Source organism: Natronospira bacteriovora, from assembly GCF_030848495.1.
GTDB lineage: Bacteria > Pseudomonadota > Gammaproteobacteria > Natronospirales > Natronospiraceae > Natronospira > Natronospira bacteriovora.
Genome location: NZ_JAVDDT010000003.1, coordinates 179,512 through 196,544, shown reverse-complemented (window position 1 = coordinate 196,544; position 17,033 = coordinate 179,512). Strand labels below are relative to the sequence as shown.

At 62.2% G+C, this 17,033-nt stretch carries 15 protein-coding genes; 5 read left to right on the top strand and 10 right to left on the bottom strand.

Translation table 11 applies throughout. The annotated features are described in order from the left end of the window. The first annotated feature begins 3 nt into the window (after positions 1 to 3). Both ftsZ and lpxC read left to right on the top strand, forming a co-directional pair. Complete coding sequence (gene ftsZ / locus RBH19_RS06425; RefSeq protein ID WP_306728002.1) at positions 4 to 1,152, top strand: cell division protein FtsZ; 1,149 nt, start codon at positions 4 to 6, stop codon at positions 1,150 to 1,152. Positions 1,153 to 1,417: 265 nt separating this feature from the next. Next, complete coding sequence (gene lpxC, locus RBH19_RS06420) at positions 1,418 to 2,335, top strand: UDP-3-O-acyl-N-acetylglucosamine deacetylase (protein WP_306728001.1); 918 nt, start codon at positions 1,418 to 1,420, stop codon at positions 2,333 to 2,335. 118 nt (positions 2,336 to 2,453) lie between these two features. On the opposite strand, the gene RBH19_RS06415 is transcribed toward lpxC, so the two are convergent. Continuing rightward, entirely contained in the window at positions 2,454 to 2,876 is a 423-nt protein-coding gene (locus tag RBH19_RS06415) for a hypothetical protein (RefSeq protein ID WP_306728000.1), read from the bottom strand. A 217-nt stretch (positions 2,877 to 3,093) separates the two neighbouring features. Here RBH19_RS06415 and RBH19_RS06410 point away from each other — a divergent pair, with 217 nt between their 5' ends. The 3 genes from RBH19_RS06410 (at position 3,094) to RBH19_RS06400 (ending at position 7,925) form a co-directional block, all read left to right on the top strand. After that, the gene (locus tag RBH19_RS06410; RefSeq protein ID WP_306727999.1) at positions 3,094 to 4,026 is read left to right on the top strand and encodes a M23 family metallopeptidase; all 933 of its coding nucleotides are present in this window, start codon (positions 3,094 to 3,096) and stop codon (positions 4,024 to 4,026) included. Between the two features lie 131 nt (positions 4,027 to 4,157). Then, a complete protein-coding gene (gene secA, locus RBH19_RS06405) occupies positions 4,158 to 6,893 on the top strand; it encodes a preprotein translocase subunit SecA (RefSeq protein ID WP_306727998.1) in 2,736 nt (911 codons plus the stop codon). Positions 6,894 to 6,968: 75 nt separating this feature from the next. After that, positions 6,969 to 7,925, top strand: a complete 957-nt coding sequence (locus tag RBH19_RS06400; RefSeq protein WP_306727997.1) for a Nudix family hydrolase — start codon at positions 6,969 to 6,971, stop codon at positions 7,923 to 7,925. A gap of 186 nt (positions 7,926 to 8,111) precedes the next feature. Here the strand turns inward: RBH19_RS06400 and RBH19_RS06395 are convergent, their stop codons facing one another. From RBH19_RS06395 to RBH19_RS06355, 9 genes are all read right to left on the bottom strand, one after another. Beyond that, positions 8,112 to 8,297, bottom strand: coding sequence for a DNA gyrase inhibitor YacG (locus tag RBH19_RS06395; protein WP_306727996.1), 186 nt, complete (start codon positions 8,295 to 8,297; stop codon positions 8,112 to 8,114). A gap of 18 nt (positions 8,298 to 8,315) precedes the next feature. After that, positions 8,316 to 9,098: a cell division protein ZapD gene (gene zapD, locus RBH19_RS06390; protein ID WP_306727995.1), complete on the bottom strand. Its 783-nt coding sequence runs from the start codon at positions 9,096 to 9,098 to the stop codon at positions 8,316 to 8,318. A 56-nt stretch (positions 9,099 to 9,154) separates the two neighbouring features. Next, positions 9,155 to 9,781: a dephospho-CoA kinase gene (gene coaE / locus RBH19_RS06385; RefSeq protein ID WP_306727994.1), complete on the bottom strand. Its 627-nt coding sequence runs from the start codon at positions 9,779 to 9,781 to the stop codon at positions 9,155 to 9,157. A gap of 16 nt (positions 9,782 to 9,797) precedes the next feature. Continuing rightward, positions 9,798 to 10,682: a prepilin peptidase gene (locus RBH19_RS06380; protein ID WP_306727993.1), complete on the bottom strand. Its 885-nt coding sequence runs from the start codon at positions 10,680 to 10,682 to the stop codon at positions 9,798 to 9,800. A gap of 183 nt (positions 10,683 to 10,865) precedes the next feature. Further along, the gene (locus tag RBH19_RS06375; protein ID WP_306727992.1) at positions 10,866 to 12,101 is read right to left on the bottom strand and encodes a type II secretion system F family protein; all 1,236 of its coding nucleotides are present in this window, start codon (positions 12,099 to 12,101) and stop codon (positions 10,866 to 10,868) included. 113 nt (positions 12,102 to 12,214) lie between these two features. After that, the gene (gene pilB, locus RBH19_RS06370; RefSeq protein WP_306727991.1) at positions 12,215 to 13,936 is read right to left on the bottom strand and encodes a type IV-A pilus assembly ATPase PilB; all 1,722 of its coding nucleotides are present in this window, start codon (positions 13,934 to 13,936) and stop codon (positions 12,215 to 12,217) included. A 152-nt stretch (positions 13,937 to 14,088) separates the two neighbouring features. Continuing rightward, positions 14,089 to 14,610, bottom strand: a complete 522-nt coding sequence (locus RBH19_RS06365) for a pilin (RefSeq protein WP_306727990.1) — start codon at positions 14,608 to 14,610, stop codon at positions 14,089 to 14,091. A gap of 195 nt (positions 14,611 to 14,805) precedes the next feature. Next, entirely contained in the window at positions 14,806 to 15,339 is a 534-nt protein-coding gene (locus RBH19_RS06360) for a pilin (RefSeq protein ID WP_306727989.1), read from the bottom strand. A 237-nt stretch (positions 15,340 to 15,576) separates the two neighbouring features. Continuing rightward, entirely contained in the window at positions 15,577 to 16,962 is a 1,386-nt protein-coding gene (locus RBH19_RS06355) for a sigma-54-dependent transcriptional regulator (RefSeq protein WP_306727988.1), read from the bottom strand. Positions 16,963 to 17,033 lie beyond the last annotated feature (71 nt).

The following is a 17,033-nucleotide window of genomic DNA, read 5'->3' as shown; positions in this document are numbered from 1 at the left end:
CTTATGTTTGAACTGATGGATGGCTACAGTCAGAACGCCGTCATCAAGGTGATCGGCGTTGGTGGTGGGGGCGGCAATGCCGTGGCCCACATGGTCAACAACGGCATCGAAGGCGTTGAGTTCATCTGCGCCAATACCGATGCCCAGGCCCTCAACAACACCAGTGTGAAGACCCAGCTGCAGATCGGCTGCAACATCACCAAGGGGCTCGGCGCCGGCGCCAACCCGGAGGTGGGCCGGCAGGCAGCCATGGAGGATCGGGACCGGCTGATCGAAGTGATCGAAGGGACCGACATGCTTTTCATCACCGCCGGCATGGGTGGCGGCACGGGCACGGGGGCCGCACCGGTGGTGGCCCAGATTGCCCGCGAGCTGGGTGTGCTGACCGTGGCGGTGGTCACCAAGCCCTTCGTCTTCGAGGGTGGTCGGCGCATGCAGGCCGCACAGGCAGGGATCGAGGAACTGTCCCGCAACGTGGATTCCCTGATCACCATCCCCAACGACAAGCTACTTTCGGTGCTGGGTAAGCAGACCAGTCTGCTGGATGCCTTCAAATCCGCCAACAACATCCTGCTGGGGGCCTGCCAGGGCATTGCCGAGCTGATCACCCGGCCGGGTCTGATCAACGTGGACTTCGCCGACGTGCGCACCGTCATGTCGGAAATGGGCATGGCCATGATGGGTTCGGGTGTGGCCACCGGAGAAAACCGGGGCCGGGAAGCCGCCGAGGCCGCTGTGGCCAGTCCGCTGCTGGAGGACATCGATCTCTCCGGCGCTCGCGGGATCCTGGTCAACGTCACCGCCGGCATGGATATCGGCATCGGCGAATTCGACGAAGTCGGCCAGACTGTCAAGGAGTTCGCCTCCGACGACGCCACCGTGGTGGTGGGCGCGGTCATTGACCCGGAAATGAGCAATGAGATTCGGGTGACCGTGGTGGCCACCGGCCTTGGTGCACCGCAGCTGAACCGGGAGAAGCCCGACATGAAGGTGGTCAAGCGGGATCCGGACGGCAAGGTGGATTACAAGGATCTGGAGCGTCCGGCCGTGGTCCGGCGCAAGGCAGCCGGCGGCGAGAGTTTCTCGCCGGAAGCGGGTGGCGACTCCGAATACCTGGACATTCCGGCCTTTCTGCGCCGCCAGGCGGACTGAGTCACGGCGTATCCGGGAATGGAACTCGTGTCACGGTATCCGGTCAGTGATCAGACGCCGAGGGATCGGCGACAGAGCGGTCGGGCCTGCTCAGGTGCTTGTGCTCCCAATGTTCCTGTGCTAGAGTCCGCCGGTCCGCTCGTTGCGGGCGGCTTGTCCGTGCCCAACGGAAATGTCAACCGTCGTGCTCCCTCCCCGAGCTGACGACGGGTCTGGTTTGACCGGGTGCCGTGAGCCGGCATTCGCGAGAGAGAGTAGGTAAGGAATGCTGAAGCAGCGTACGCTGAAGAACATGATCCGCGCCACCGGCGTGGGCCTGCACACCGGCGAAAAGGTCTACATGACCCTTCGGCCGGCCGCCCCCAACACTGGCATCGTGTTCCGGCGCGTGGACCTGGATGAGCCGGTGGAAATCCGGGCCAAGGCCGAGAACGTTGGCGACACGTTGCTTTCCACGACCCTGGTGGATGGCGATGTTCGCGTGGCGACCATCGAACACCTGATGTCGGCCTTCGCGGGTCTCGGCATCGACAACGCCTACGTGGATCTGAGTGCGCCTGAAGTGCCGATCATGGATGGCAGCGCCGGTCCCTTCGTCTTCCTGCTGCAGTCGGCGGGAATCGAGGAACAGAACGCCGCCAAGCGTTTCATTCGCATCAAGAAGCCGATTCGGGTCGAGGAGGAAGGCAAGTGGGCCGCCTTCGAGCCTTTCAATGGCTTCAAGGTGAATTTCGAAATCGATTTCCAGCACCCGGTGTTCAAGAAGCACAGCCAGAACGCCCTGATCGACTTCTCCACCACCTCTTTCGTGAAGGAAGTCAGCCGGGCGCGCACCTTCGGCTTCATGCGGGACATCGAAATGCTGCGCGAGCGCAATCTGGCGCTGGGCGGCAGCCTGGACAACGCCATCGTGGTGGACGACTTCCGCATCCTGAATGAGGACGGTCTCCGCTATGAGGACGAATTCGTCAAGCACAAGGTACTGGATGCCATTGGCGATCTGTACCTGCTGGGCCACAGCCTGATCGGCGCCTTCACGGGTTGTCGCTCCGGGCACAGCACCAACAACAAGCTGCTGCGCGCCCTGGTGGCGGACGAGTCGGCCTGGGAAGAGGTCACCTTCGACGATGTGGCCGAGGCGCCGATTTCCTACATGACGCCGGTGCAGGCTGTTCAGCTCTGAGCCCCGCGCGAGAAGCCGGGTCAGCGCACGTCATGCAGTGAGAACGGAAAAATGCCCCGCCCTGGCGGGGCATTTTCGTATGGGGCCGACGGCATTGGACGGATTCAGGGAGGCGACGCTACTCCCTGGCAAGCCTTTCCAGGGCCGCTCGCAGTTCCGGATCCTGGATATGCCGTGCCGCCTCACGCACGTGTTCACGGCTGCGCTGGCTGATGCGTTCAGGGGGCCTGGCGGTCGGTGACTTGCCGCGTTCCCGGTTTTGCCGCCCGCCGCGGACATTGGCCGTGCGCACACGCAGTTGTCGTGCCGGCGGGTCACAGGCCGCCAGCAGACCTTGCTGACGCCGGGCCAGAGCGTAGCGGGCGCGGCTCGCCCAGGCATTACTGTCCATGACCAGGCAAAGCAGCTCACCTTCGCGTTCCCAGCCGACGCAGTGGTCGGCCAGATCATCGGGCAACAGGGCCCGGAGGCGTTCGTTTTCAGGCGTATTCCGACCAATGCGGGCAAAAAGGCGGCCGAGCGGCCCCCTGGAATGACGCATCCGGACTTGCAGTGATGTGGGAAAATTGTTCAACATGTAACTGAATAAAGCCATTTTTGCCCAAGCATGGCAATATGGTGACATTGAACGTGAACCGCTCGCCAGTGTTTCAGGACGGCGGCAAAGATAAAAAGAGCGAAATTTCCTTGCTCCCAAAGCCGAGTGTTGTCGGTGGCGGAGGCCACCAGTCAACCACCAACCGGAGCGGCCCGGGCAGATGAATATCATTATCTGGACAAGACGAGGCGGATCCCAGCAGTTCAATCTCGGGCATCCCGCTCATCTGGCGAGTTTCGTCGGTGGCGGTGTCCTGCTGCTGGGGCTGCTGTTCGGTGCGGCCTTCTTTTCGGTCAAGACATTCGTGGTGGAAACACCCGATGAGCAGGCCCAGCGCTGGAAGGCGGAACTGGCTGCCGAGCGGGTTCGCCTTGAGCAGGTGACCCGGGATTCGGAGATGAAGCTGGCGGCGCTCAATGCGCAACTGGCGGAAATGCAGGCCCAGGTGACCCGCCTCAATGCCCTGGGGGAGCGCCTGACGCGCATGGCCGGCCTGGAAGAAGGGGAGTTCAATTTCGGTCTCGTCCCGGCCCAGGGTGGTCCGGAGGAACCCCTCAGTGATTCCATTCTCGATGATGCCGCCGCTCTTGGCGTGCCGGATCGTGTTGAGGACCTGTCCAACCAGATTCGGGACCGGGATCGTCAGCTGGCCGTCCTTGAAAAAATGCTCATGAACCGCAATGTTCAGGATCGGGTACGTCCACAGGGGCGTCCCATCCGGGGTGGCTGGGTCTCTTCCGGATATGGCTCCCGTACGGATCCCTTCAGCGGGCGCCGCGCCTGGCATGGCGGCATCGATTTTGCCGCCCGCCCGGGAACCGACATCTCGGCGGTGGCGGCCGGCGTGGTGACCTGGTCCGGCAAGCGTTACGGCTACGGCAATCTGGTGGAAATCAATCACGGCAATGGTTATGTCACGCGTTACGCCCACAACAAGGAAAACCTGGTGGAAGTGGGCGAAATGGTCCAGAAAGGCCAGCGCATTGCCCTGCTGGGGGAAACCGGTCGTGCCACCGGGCCCCATGTTCACTTCGAAGTCCATTACAATGGGCGCACGGTCAATCCGGTGGAATACATTCGCGCCAGTAACTGAGCGCGTCGCACAGCATCTCCACGTTTCCCGGCCGGCGCCCTACGTGGTGGCCACGGGGAAAATATTCGGAAGGGGCCGATTCCCGCTGGGGGTCGGCCTCACGCTTTTTTGACGAGGAAAGACGGACAACCATGCTAGGCAAACTGGTCAAGAGCATCATCGGCAGCCGAAACGAGCGACTGCTGAAAAAACTTCGCCGCAACGTCGATCGCATCAATGAGCTGGAATCGCAGTTCGAAGCGCTGGATGACGACGCCCTCAAGGGAAAGACCGCGGAATTTCGCCAGCGACATCGTGACGGTGAAAGCCTCGACGATCTGTTGCCGGAGGCTTTCGCGGCAGTGCGGGAGGCCTCCCGACGTACCCTGGGAATGCGCCATTTCGATGTTCAGCTGCTGGGCGGCATGGTGCTGCATCTGGGCAAGATCTCCGAGATGAAGACCGGTGAAGGCAAGACGCTGGTGGCCACACTGCCGGCCTACCTCAATGCCATCCCCGAAACCGGCGTTCATGTGGTCACCGTGAACGACTATCTGGCCGAACGTGACGCAAAATGGATGGAACCCATCTTCAATGCCCTGGACATGACCGTGGGCATCATCCTCAGCGGTGGCCAGCCCACGGAAGAAAAGCGGGCCGCCTATGGTGCCGACATCACCTACGGCACCAACAATGAATACGGCTTTGACTACCTGCGCGACAACATGGCCTTCCGTGCCGAAGATCGGGTACAGGGAAACCTGGGTTTCGCCATTGTCGACGAGGTGGATTCCATCCTGATCGACGAGGCCCGCACACCCCTGATCATCTCGGGGCCGGTGGACGATTCCACTGATCTCTATATCAAGATGGACAAGCTCGTACCCCGCCTCAAGAAGGAAGAGGACGAAACCGATCCCGGTGATTACACCGTGGACGAGAAGGCCCGTCAGGTGCATCTGACCGAGCAGGGGCATGAGCGGGTCGAGGAAGAGCTGGTGCGCATGGGGCTGCTGAGCGAAGAGCAGAGCCTTTACGATGCGGCGAACATGAACCTGGTTCATCACCTCAATGCGGCCCTGCGTGCGCATGCCCTGTTCGAGAAGGATGTCCATTATCTGGTGCAGGATGACCGGGTGATCATCGTGGATGAATTCACCGGCCGCACCATGCCGGGGCGTCGCTGGTCCGACGGTCTGCATCAGGCGGTGGAAGCCAAGGAAGGCGTCAAGATCCAGGCCGAGAACCAGACACTGGCATCCATCACCTTCCAGAACTATTTCCGCCAGTACGAGAAGCTCTCGGGCATGACCGGCACCGCCGATACGGAAGCGGTGGAATTCGAGCAGATCTACGGGCTTGAAGTGGTGCAGATTCCGACTCACAAGCCCATGGTCCGCAAGGACCTGTCGGATCTGGTCTATCTGTCCAAGAACGAGAAATACGATGCCATCATCGAGGACATCAAGGACTGCCATGAACGTGGCCAGCCGGCGCTGGTGGGTACCACGTCCATCGAGGTGTCGGAGTATCTCTCCGGGCTGCTGAAGAAATCCGGCATCAAGCACAACGTGCTCAATGCCAAGATGCACGCCAAGGAAGCGGAAGTGGTGGCCGATGCCGGCCTGCCCGGCGCCGTGACCATTGCCACCAACATGGCCGGCCGCGGCACCGACATCGTGCTGGGTGGCAATCCGGACAAGGCACTGGAAGAAGCCAAGAGCGATGCGGAAAAGGAAAAGATCCGCAGGCAATGGGAAGAGCGCCATCAGCAGGTGCTGGATGCCGGTGGCCTTCACATCATCGGCACCGAGCGTCACGAGTCCCGTCGCATCGATAACCAGTTGCGTGGCCGTTCCGGCCGTCAGGGCGATCCGGGCTCCAGCCGTTTCTACCTGTCACTGGAAGATTCGCTCATGCGAATCTTTGCCAAGGACCGGGTCAAGGGCATCCTCCAGAAGCTGGGCATGCAGAAGGGCGAGGCCATTGAACATCCCTGGGTGACGCGAACCATCGAGAATGCCCAGCGCAAGGTCGAGCAGCACAACTTCGACATCCGTAAGAACCTGCTTGAATACGACAATGTGGCCAATGATCAGCGCAAGGTCATCTACGAGCAGCGCAATGAACTGATGGCCACGGATGATGTGTCGGATGCTGTGGAAGGCATTCGCGAGGATGTCATCAGCCAGACCGTCGATACCTATGTCCCGCCGGAAAGCATTGATGAGATGTGGGACATTCAGGGCCTGGAGGAGGCCCTGGATCGTGAGTTCAATCTCAAGCTGCCAATCCAGCAGTGGCTGGATGAGGATGATCAGCTGGATGAGGCGGGCATGCGACGCCGCATCCTGGAGGCAGCGGACAAGGCCTATGCCGAGAAGGAAAATCTGGTGGGCACCTCCGTCCTGCGCCATTTCGAGAAGGCGGTCATGCTGCGGGTGCTGGACAACCACTGGAAGGAACACCTGGCCGCCATGGACCATTTGCGCCAGGGGATCAATCTGCGTGGTTTTGCCCAGCGCAACCCCAAGCATGAATACAAGAAGGAAGCCTTCGCCATGTTTGCGGACATGTTGGAGCGCTACAAGGCCGAAGTCATCAGCATTCTGTCCAAGGTTCAGGTGCGCGACCGCGAGGATGTCCAGGCGGTGGAAGAACAGCGTCGCCAGGACAGCAGCCGGATGAAGTTCCAGCACGCCCAGGCCGGTGGTCTGGGTTCGGCGGCCGCCGCCGGCGGTGGCGCCGGTGGCGTGGCTGCCGCGGCCGGAGGGCAGCCGGGCAAGCCCCAGCAGGTGGTTCGCGATCAGCCCAAGGTGGGTCGCAATGAGGCCTGTCCCTGTGGCTCCGGCAAGAAATACAAGCACTGCTGCGGGAAGCTCGCCTGATCCTGGCGATGTCACCGGCGCAGCGTCATGACGCCGACTGCCATGGATGTGACATTCCCGTCACACAGTGCCTGAATGTCTGACCCCCGTCGCCTGCATATCGTCGCGGCCGTCCTGACCCGTCAGGATGGCCGCATTCTTGCCGCCACCCGCCCACCGGGCCGCAGCATGGCCGGTCGCTGGGAGTTCCCGGGCGGCAAGCTGGAACCGGGCGAATCCCGCTGGGCCGGATTGTGCCGTGAACTCCAGGAAGAACTGGCCGTGACCGTGCGCGACGGCCGCCCCCTGATTCGCCTGCAGCATGACTACGACCGGGGACCCCGGGTGGATCTGGACGTGTGGCGAGTGACGGCCTGGGACGGGACGCTCGAGGCCCGCGAGGGGCAGCGCTTCGACTGGTTCCAGCCGGAAGCGTTGACAAGGCTGGATTTCCTGGATGCCAATACCCCCATTGTGGCCGCGGCCCGCCTGCCGGACCGCTATCTGGTGACGCCCAATGTGCCTCCCGGCCCCGAATGGACTGACCGGCTCCTGAGGGCGGTCGGGCAGGGCAGTACCCTTATTCAGTTGCGCGGCCCGGTGGTGCGGGACCCGCGGCATCGCTCATTGCTCCGGGAAATGCTTCCCCGCCTGCAGGCCGCCGGTGCCCGGGTTCTGGTCAATGGTGACGCCGATCTGGCTCGGGAAATCGCCGCGGACGGCGTTCACCTACCCTGGCGGCGTGCCAGCGGCCTTCAGGGGCGCCCTGTGCCGCGTCCCAGCTTGTTTGGGGTGTCCTGCCACAATGGGGAGGAATTGCGCCATGCAGAGGCGCTGGGGGCCGATTTCGTGACCCTCGGTCATGTCCGCGCCACGCCCAGCCACCCGGACACCGCGCCACTCGGCCAGGATCGCTTCCTGGCACTGGCCGCCGCCACCCGATTACCCGTCTACGCCATCGGCGGCATGACGATCCACGACCTCCCCGAACTGCATCGACACAGTATTCAGGGAATCGCTGCCATCCGCAGCCTCTGGCCAACCCCCGATTAATCGTTTTCGTAGTCGTAATCGTAATCGGAATCGTAATCGGAATTTCCAAGCGACGAGCGAAAAACCCCAACACCGGCACCGCCAGCTTTTCGCCTTTCAGGGTTTTGCTCCTTGCTCCTTTCCAAAGCCGATTACGACTACGATTACGATTACGACTACGAAAGGGTTCGACGGGGTGGGGGTTGATTAAGACTCGTCCCCCGGCCAATCCGGCGAATCTTCCGGAATCCGCTTTTCCTCGTTGAACCATTCCCCCAGGTCCACCATGCGGCAGCGTTCGCTGCAGAAGGGGCGCCAGCGATTGTCGGGACTGAAAGGGGTCTTCTTCCCGCAATGGGGGCAATTGACTTCGGGAGCGGGGCGTTCAGGCATGGCAATACGGGATCCGGTTTACAGTTGACAGAGGGAAAGACCGAACGAGACGTCTTCGCTCAGGGGACGGGCCTGACCGGCCAGGTCGCCGATGGCCAGAAAGCGAATGGTGAAACGGTGCCGGTTGCCGCTGATCTCTGGAAAGATGCCGTAGTCGGCCACGGTGACGCGAATCAGGCGGCAGGGCGGCTCGCTCGGCGGGGTGTGGCGAAAAAAGCCGCGTACGGCAACGTGGCTGTTCTCCGAGGCGCTGCCACGAATCAGCTTCAGCAGTTCATTGATGCCGTTCTCCAATGGTGCCAGTTGCTCCAGCCAGGCCTCCAGATCCGGTTTGCGTACATCGGCGGGTTGTTCCAGCCAGGCATGCAGTCGCGGCAGGTCGAAGCCGCAGCTGCCACCCGGGATGGAACGTCGTTGCTGGATCATTGCGAGAAAATCGTTTTCCCGCAGGGGGCGGTCGGGAGAAACGGTACCGGCACCCAAGTGTTCGCGCATGCTGCGCAAGCGGTCGAGAACACCACTGAGGCGATTTTCATCCACACCTTCGTGGTTGCTGTAATCCTTGAGTGCACGGGCGATTCGATCGGCTTCCTTGAGCACCTCGCGGCGAATGTCACCCCGGCTCAGCAGGGCCAGGAGTTCAAGCACGGTTTCGGCGCCACAGAGGCTGTCCCAGGACGACTGTCGTGACACGGCGTGCCGGGCACGGCGAAACAGATGCTCCAGGCGCAGAAAACTGCGCACCTGCTCGGTGAGCGGCTGTTCATAGATTACACGGCTGGAAGAGGTGCGGCCTGTCATGGGCGGGTATTCTCAACCAGGAAAGCGGGTTTGTCCAAGGCCCGCCTGGGAACGGATCAGGCGGTTGGGGCGCCGAGCTGCACGAGCCGGTGGTGGAGGGCATCCACCTGCTCGTTCAGTGCTGCAAGAGTGCCGTCGTTCTCGATCACGCTGTCAGCAATGGCGCACCGTTGCTCCGTGCTGGCCTGGGCGTCGATCAGGGCACGGGCAGCCGGTTCAGTGACACCGTCCCGGGCCATCATGCGTTTCAGCCGCGTCGCCATGGGCGCTTCAACGGTGACTACGTGGTCGAAGCTTCCGGCGTGTCCGGATTCCACCAGCAGCGGAATCTCAGCGACCACATAGGCCCCATCAGCCGCTTCCATGGCCGAGGCCAGGGCCGCCATGATACGGGGGTGAAGGATGGCTTCGAGCTGCCGCCGGCTGCTGGCATCCCCCAGAATCCGTTCCCGCAGGCGTCGGCGATCCAGCTGGCCGTCGTCATCCAGTACATCGCTGCCAAAAGCGCCAACCACCGCTTCCAGGCCCTCACTGCCGGGTGCCACCACCGTCCGCGCCAGCTGATCCGTGTCGATCACGGTCACCCCTTTTTCCCGCAGGCGGGCTGCCACGGCGGACTTGCCGCTGCCGGCACCTCCGGTCAGGGCAACCTTGAATGGGGCTTTTCGCGGCTTCTCACGCATGGTGAACCGGGTGCCGTCAAAGACCGGAGAGACGCAGATAGCCTTCAATGATGTGATCGCCCCAGAACAGGGCCACCAGCCCGGCACCGGCGAGGAAGGGCCCGAAGGGCATGGGCTGCCCGCTGACCTTGCGACCTGCCAGTGCCATGCCGATGGCCGCCAGCACGCCCAGTCCCGAACCCAGCAGAACCACCAGAGGCACCACCGTCCAGCCCATCCAGGCCCCCAGCAGCCCCATGAGCTTGAAATCACCAAAACCCATGCCTTCCTTGCCGGTCAGCAGACGGAAGAGCTGATAGACCGACCACAGGGAAAGGTAGCCGACGGTGGCTCCGATGATGGCATCGGCGGGATCCAGCGGCGCGGATGGATGAAGGGCGACCAGCAGCCCCAGCCACAGCAGGGGGAGGGTGAGCTGGTCGGGCAGCAGCTGATGTTCCAGGTCGATGAAGCTCATGGCCACCAGGGCCCAGACCAGGGGCAGCAGGGCCAGGCTGAAGATGCTTACACCGAAGGCCGCGATAACCCCCACGGTCAACAGGCCCACCAGCAGTTCCACCAGGGGATAACGCAGGGAGATCCGCATACCGCAGCCCGGGCAGCGGCCACGAAGGATCAGGTAACTGATGATCGGGATGTTCTCCCAGGCGCGGATGGCCCGCCCGCAGCCGGGGCAGGCCGAACGGGGCCGCACCAGGTCATAGGTTTGCTCACCATCCGGTGCCTTATCCGGTGTCTCCAGCAGTTCCGCGCATTCCGCCTTCCAGCCCCGCATCATCATGATGGGAAGACGATGAATGACTACATTGATGAAGCTGCCGACAATCAGGCCAAAGGCGGCCAGCCCGGACCAGAACAGCCAGGGCAGATCGGTCTGGAGGAGGTTGAGGTAGTCGATCATTGATAAGTTCCCAGTGAACAGTTCCCAGTGAACAGCGGGGCAGTGCCGATCGCCTAGCCTACAGTTTCCTGATGTCCCGTTGCCACAGAGCATCTGGTGCCTACTTCGGCTTCGCCAAAGCGGCACGGCATCTCCGTCCGCACGGCACCACTGTTCACTGGGAACTGCTCACTGGGAACTTCTTTAAACAACCGAACCCAGCTGGAAGATGGGCAGATACATTGCGATCACCAGGCCACCCACAAGGACGCCGAGAATGGCCATGATCAGCGGTTCCAGCAGGCTGGAGAGGGAATCCACGGCGTTGTCCACGCGTTCTTCGTAGAAGTCCGCCACTTTGCCGGCCATCGTGTCAATGGAGCCGGCTTCTTCGCCAATCGCGATCATCTGAGTCACCATGCTTGGGAAGAGTCCGGCTTCGTTCATGGCCACATTCAGTTGCTGGCCGGTTGCTACCTGATCTCGCATCTTGAGGATGGCTTCCTCGTAAATCACGTTGCCGGTCGCACCCGCAACCGATTCCAGCGCTTCCACCAATGGCACACCCGCGCTGAACATGGTCGCCAGAGTGCGCGAGAAGCGCGCCACGGCGGCGTCCTGCATGATAGGGCCAAGCTGGGGGATCTTGAGTACCATGCGGTCAATGGCTCGCTGGAAGCCGGGGCTGCGTTTTTTCAGGTAAACGAATCCGCTGCCGACGGCAACCATGCCGATGACCACCAGCCAGCCCCGGGTCTGGGCAAATTCCGATAAATCAATCACGAAGCGGGTAAAGGCAGGCAGGTCGGCGCCAAAGCCGGCGAAGAGTTCCTCGAACTGGGGCACCACGTAGATCAGCAGGATGGCCGTGACGATGAAAGCGACGATCATCACCGCCGTGGGATAGAACAGGGCCTTCTTGATCTTGGCCTTCAGGGCTTCGGTCTTTTCCTTGTAGGTGGCAATCTTGTCCAGCAGGGCTTCCAGGGCACCGGATTGCTCACCGGAGCGCACCAGGTTGATGTAGAGCTTATCGAAGTACTGCGGATGCGCGGCCAGGGCGTCGGCCAGGTTGGTACCGGATTCGATGTCCTCACGGATTTCCTGCAGCAACTCGCGGAACTTGGGGTTGTCGCTGCCTCGGCCGATGATCTCGAAGGACTGAACCAGGGGCACACCCGAGCTCATCATGGTCGCCATCTGGCGGGAGAAGATGGCGATGTCGCCGGCAGTGATCTTCTTTCCCTTGCCCAGGCCGGCCAGGGCGCTCTCTCGGTTGACCTTCACCGGGATTACGCCCTTGCGCCGAATTTCCTGTTTCACGGTGGCCTCGGACGGGCCCATGGTGGTGCCCGTGACCTTGTTGCCCTTCTGGTCAGTCCCTTCCCACTTGAACTTGTATTCCTTCTTGGGCTTGGTCTTTGCAGCTGCCTTGGCCATGGTCTTCCTCGTTAGGCAAGTCTCGCCAGCGGTCCACGCCGATCGTCTGCTGTCAGCATAGCACTTTCATGAGGCGGATTTCCCACGGTGCCCAATTGATTCGGCCCTGCGCATCAGTCCGTGGTCACTCGCAGGATTTCTTCCAGACTGGTGGTGCCATCGGCCACCCGGTTAAGGCCGGAGCGGCGAAGATCCTGGATGCCGTCCTTGTTCGCCGCGGCGGCAATGTCCATGGAGTTCCCGCCCTCCATGATGATGCGGCCAATGCCCTCGGTGACCGGCATGACCTGGTAGATGCCCACCCGGCCCTTGTAGCCTTCATTGCACTGGTCGCAGCCAACAGCTCCATAGGGCTTGAGGCCGCCATCCACTTCCTCTTCGCTGAAGCCGGCCTTGAGCAGGGCCTCCCGGGGGATTTCCATGGGTTTCTTGCAGTTGTTGCACAGGCGTCGGCCGAGACGCTGGGCAATGATCAGGGTCACCGAGCTGGCGATGGCGTAGGGTTGCACGCCCATGTCGACAAGTCGCGAAAGGGTCTTGGGCGCATCATTGGTGTGCAGGGTTGAAAGCACCAGGTGGCCGGTCTGGGAGGCCTTGATGGCGATCTCCGCCGTCTCCAGGTCACGAATCTCACCCACCAGAATGACGTCCGGGTCCTGACGCAGGAAGGCGCGCAGGGCGGCGGCAAAGGTCAGGCCCACCTTGGGCTGCACATTGACCTGGTTCACCCCGGGCAGCTGGATTTCCGCCGGATCCTCGGCGGTGGAGATATTGCGGTCGGGCGTGTTCAGGATGTTCACCCCGGTGTAGAGCGACACCGTCTTACCACTACCGGTTGGGCCGGTGACGAGAATCATGCCGTAGGGCTTTTCCAGGGCGTCCAGGTAGAGCTTTTTCTGATGTTCTTCGTAACCCAGGGCGTCAATGCCCAGCATGGCGCTGCCCGGGTCGAGAATACGCATCACGATCTTCTCGCCGAACAGGGTCGGGCAGGTACTCACACGGAAGTCGATGGCCCGGTTCTTGGACAGCTTCATCTTGATGCGGCCGTCCTGGGGGATGCGTCGCTCGGAGATGTCCAGGCGGGACATGACCTTCAGGCGGGCCGCCAGCTTGTTGGACAGGTTGATGGGCGGCTTGGCCACCTCCCGCAGCATGCCGTCCTGGCGGAAGCGGACCCGGTAGAACTTCTCGTAGGGCTCGAAGTGGATGTCCGAGGCACCCTGCTTGATGGCATCCAGCAGCACCTTGTTGACGAAGCGCACCACCGGTGCATCATCGGCATCGCTGGTGGCCGAGACTGCGCCACTGCTGTCTTTCTGTTCATCTTCCTCGCCCACCTCGAGGTCGAGATCATCGTCGCCCAGGTCGCCCAGGGCGTCGTCCATGCTCTCGAAGGCCTTGTCCAGGGCCGTCAGCAGCTTGTCGTCTTCCACCACCACCGGCTCGACGATGCAACCGGTGTGGAATTTGATTTCATCCTGGGCCTGCAAATTGGTGGGATCGGACAGGCCGAGAAACAGGCGCTTTCCACGCTTGAACAGGGGCAGGGCGTGATGACGGCGGAGGAGCTTTTCCTCAACGTCCTTGACCGGGGCCTGACTCAGGTCGAAGACAGCCAGATCCAGCAAGGGGGCGCCGAATTCCTCGGCGGCAAGGTGCGCCAGCGTTCGGGCGTCCACCTTCTTGTTCTCGACCAGAAAACTCACCAGGGACTGGCCGGCCTTGGCCGCGCCCTGGTTGGCTTGCACGGCCGTGTCCTCGCTCAGCAGGCCGTCATTGACCAGGCGCCGCGCCAGACCTGTGAGCCGAACTTTGTTCTGGGTTGCCGACATGCTTGCCACCCGAATTGTGGAATATTCGGAAAGCTTACATCATGGCGAGGGGCATGCCTACAGAATAGCGCTCCCATCTCGGCGTGATGGCGGTGCTGGCGGGCATTGTGCCCAGCCCGCGGGTCACCACCGGGGGCGGCGGGAAAGCCGACTCACAGCTCATAATCTTCACACAGGCCGCTGCTCACGCGGTCGAGTTCATCGGCGGTAAAGCCGGTCACGCCGCTGCAGCTCCATTGCCAGGCACCCGAGTCCGGATCGAAATCGAGGCGATAGCTGATGGTGTTGCCGGCCAGCATTGAGGTGACGTGGGCATCCTCGCCCTGCAGGCCATTGGCGCCGGCTCCGAACATGCAGCTGATCTCCACCGACTGCTCCGCCACATTGACTTCATGCAGGCCTGAATGCTTGCCGACAATCCCGACGCCCAGCGCTGCGCGCAGGGCGAAAACGTCTTCAAAATCCTGGGCGAAGCGCAGGGTGCCAAAACGGGTCAGGCGTTCTTCCACCGGCACCCGGGCGCCACCCAGCAGATTATTGCATTCGGCGAACTGGGCCCGTGCGATATAGAGCTGATATTGGGGAATGGCAATGCTGGCCAGAATACCGATGATGGCCACCACGATCATCAGTTCGATCAGGGTGAAACCGGCCGTCAGTCTGGGCTGTGTCATGATGCGGCTCCCGGATTCATGATGGACGTTTTATGTAATATGCAAGGCCTGTGCCATTCGCGAACACGGTATCAGGATCGGGCGGTGGCAGTTTGTCGACGGGAAAAAGAAAACCCCCACCGGGGTGGGGGTTTTCGTGGTCGGCTTCGCCCGCTTTTGGTGGCCTTTCAGCCGCCGGGCGTCACCGGCCTGGCTTTAGACACCGTCTTCACAGAGACCGGTGGCCCAGCGGTCAAGCTGAGTCGCGTCCAGGCTGGTGGCGGCACAGGTCCACTGGCCGGTGTTGCCATTGTAACGGTAGGTGATGCTCTGGCCGTTCAGTGCATCGGAGACGGTCTGGTCGGCATCACCGCCTACAGACGCACCTTCACCTCCCGTGCCCCACTGGCAGGACAGATCGACCTGAGCGGTGACATCGCCCGTGTCTGCATCCGTCTCGGAGGTGACCTCCAGGCTGTCCAGGCTGGAGTGCCGGCCGCGAACCTGGATGCCGAGGCGCTCGTTCAGGGCCGCAACGTTGGTGAAGTCGGTCTGGAAAGCGTCTACGCCACGACGCACCACGCGCTCTTCAATGGGGGTACGGGCACCGCCCAGCAGGTTGTTGCACTCGGCGAACTGGGAGCGGGCGATGTAGTTGTTGTACTGCGGGATGGCAATCGCCGCGAGAATGCCGATGATCGCGACCACGATCATCAGTTCGATCAGGGTAAAGCCCTTTTGCTGTTTCATGTCTGACCTCCTCAGGACAGGCTTCAGAGACTCGGGTTCAAGGTGTGGTTTCCACCCTCGTCCAATACTAAGCAATGCCCATGCCAGAATGGAAGCCCCGTATTTCGGTGATTTTCGTCATCACATGGGCATTTCCTGACGCGAGTGGGGAGACACTGACAAATTTTGTCAGCGGGGTGAAGCAAAAGGCGGTTTATGTAACAAGACCGAGGGCGGATCAATTCAATCCAGGCTCAGTCAATCCAGGCCCAGCTTGCTGATCCGGTAGCGGAGTTGGCGGAAGCTCATGCCCAGGCGGGCCGCCGCCTCGGTCTTGTTGTAGCGGCACTGCTCCAGTGCCCGCTGGATGGCGGCCCGTTCCACGCTTTCCAGGTACTCGGGGAGGGAGTGGCCGTTGTCAGGAGGCAGGGGCCCCACGGAGGCGCTGGTCGCTTCGGGGAGTGCCGGCGTCTTGATGAAGATCTCTTCGGCCTCGATGCGCCCCCCGTCACTGAGGGTGATTGCCCGCTCGAGAATGTTTTCCAGCTCGCGGATATTGCCCGGAAAGTGATGGCCCCGCAGCCTCGCCAGGGCTGCCTCACTCAGGGCCGGTCGGGGCAGGCTCATGCGCTCGGCCAGGCGGCCCAGGATATCGTTGACCAGGGCATCCAGATCCGACAGCCGTTCCCGCAGGGCGGGCACCCGCAGCTCGATCACATTGAGGCGATAGAAGATGTCCTCGCGAAACTCCCCGGACTGAACCCGTTCGGCCAGATTGCGGTGAGTGGCGCTGAGGATGCGCACGTCCACCGGAATCTCCTCGCGACCGCCCACCGGGCGCACGGCCCGTTCCTGGATCACCCGCAGCAGCTTGACCTGAAGGGCAAGCGGCAGTTCGGCCACTTCGTCCAGAAAGAGGGTTCCCCCCTGGGCGGACTGAAACAGGCCTTCCCGGTCGCTGGTGGCGCCGGTGAAGCTGCCCTTGCGGTGCCCGAACAGCTCGCTTTCCATGAGTTCGGCGGGAATGGCGCCACAGTTGACCGGCACGAAGGGGCCGTCAGCCCGGGGTCCGCTGTCGTGGATCAGGCGGGCCACCAGTTCCTTGCCGGTGCCGGACTCACCACTGATCAGCACCGGGGCCTGGCTGCGCGCCACCCGGTCGATCATATGGCGCAGGGTCTGCATCTCTTTGCTGCCACCCACCAGGCGGCTCTTGCCCTCGCCGGCCTCCACTGACTCCCCGCTCAGGTAGTCGGGTCGCTCACGCAGGCGCAGGGCCGTCGTCACCAGGGCTCGCAGATCCTGCAGGTCAACGGGTTTTGAAACGAAATCAAAGGCCCCGGCCTTGAGGGCCGAGACTGCCGCTTCCACATTGCCATGGGCGGTGATCACCGCCACTGGCGTGCGTGTCTCGTTTTCCTGCAGCCAGCGCACCACCTCCATGCCCTGGCCGTCCGGCAGGCGCATGTCGGTCAGACAGAGATCAAAGGGGCGTTGTGCCTGGTGAGCCGCTTCCAGCCTGGCAATGGCCTCGGCCACGTTCTCGACGGTGACGGTATCCACGGCCATCCGATCCAGGGTCATGGCCAGCAGATCCCGGATGTCCGGCTCGTCATCGACAATCAGTGCGAGGGGTTTGTCCATGGGGGCATGGTAATTCAGCTGCAAGCTGCAAGCTACAAGCTGCAAGCCGACTCTGGAAGATCGTTGGTCGA

Bases quoted from the DNA above. Each gene is read 5' to 3' on its own strand.
- zapD (WP_306727995.1), bottom strand. From the start codon at position 9,098: ATGACAGGCCGCACCTCTTCCAGCCGTGTAATCTATGAACAGCCGCTC.
- RBH19_RS06400 (WP_306727997.1), top strand. From the start codon at position 6,969: ATGTCTGACCCCCGTCGCCTGCATATCGTCGCGGCCGTCCTGACCCGT.
- RBH19_RS06415 (WP_306728000.1), bottom strand. From the start codon at position 2,876: ATGCGTCATTCCAGGGGGCCGCTCGGCCGCCTTTTTGCCCGCATTGGT.
- secA (WP_306727998.1), top strand. From the start codon at position 4,158: ATGCTAGGCAAACTGGTCAAGAGCATCATCGGCAGCCGAAACGAGCGA.
- coaE (WP_306727994.1), bottom strand. From the start codon at position 9,781: ATGCGTGAGAAGCCGCGAAAAGCCCCATTCAAGGTTGCCCTGACCGGA.
- RBH19_RS06410 (WP_306727999.1), top strand. From the start codon at position 3,094: ATGAATATCATTATCTGGACAAGACGAGGCGGATCCCAGCAGTTCAAT.
- RBH19_RS06365 (WP_306727990.1), bottom strand. From the start codon at position 14,610: ATGACACAGCCCAGACTGACGGCCGGTTTCACCCTGATCGAACTGATG.
- RBH19_RS06380 (WP_306727993.1), bottom strand. From the start codon at position 10,682: ATGATCGACTACCTCAACCTCCTCCAGACCGATCTGCCCTGGCTGTTC.
- RBH19_RS06360 (WP_306727989.1), bottom strand. From the start codon at position 15,339: ATGAAACAGCAAAAGGGCTTTACCCTGATCGAACTGATGATCGTGGTC.
- lpxC (WP_306728001.1), top strand. From the start codon at position 1,418: ATGCTGAAGCAGCGTACGCTGAAGAACATGATCCGCGCCACCGGCGTG.
- RBH19_RS06355 (WP_306727988.1), bottom strand. From the start codon at position 16,962: ATGGACAAACCCCTCGCACTGATTGTCGATGACGAGCCGGACATCCGG.
- RBH19_RS06395 (WP_306727996.1), bottom strand. From the start codon at position 8,297: ATGCCTGAACGCCCCGCTCCCGAAGTCAATTGCCCCCATTGCGGGAAG.
- pilB (WP_306727991.1), bottom strand. From the start codon at position 13,936: ATGTCGGCAACCCAGAACAAAGTTCGGCTCACAGGTCTGGCGCGGCGC.
- RBH19_RS06375 (WP_306727992.1), bottom strand. From the start codon at position 12,101: ATGGCCAAGGCAGCTGCAAAGACCAAGCCCAAGAAGGAATACAAGTTC.
- ftsZ (WP_306728002.1), top strand. From the start codon at position 4: ATGTTTGAACTGATGGATGGCTACAGTCAGAACGCCGTCATCAAGGTG.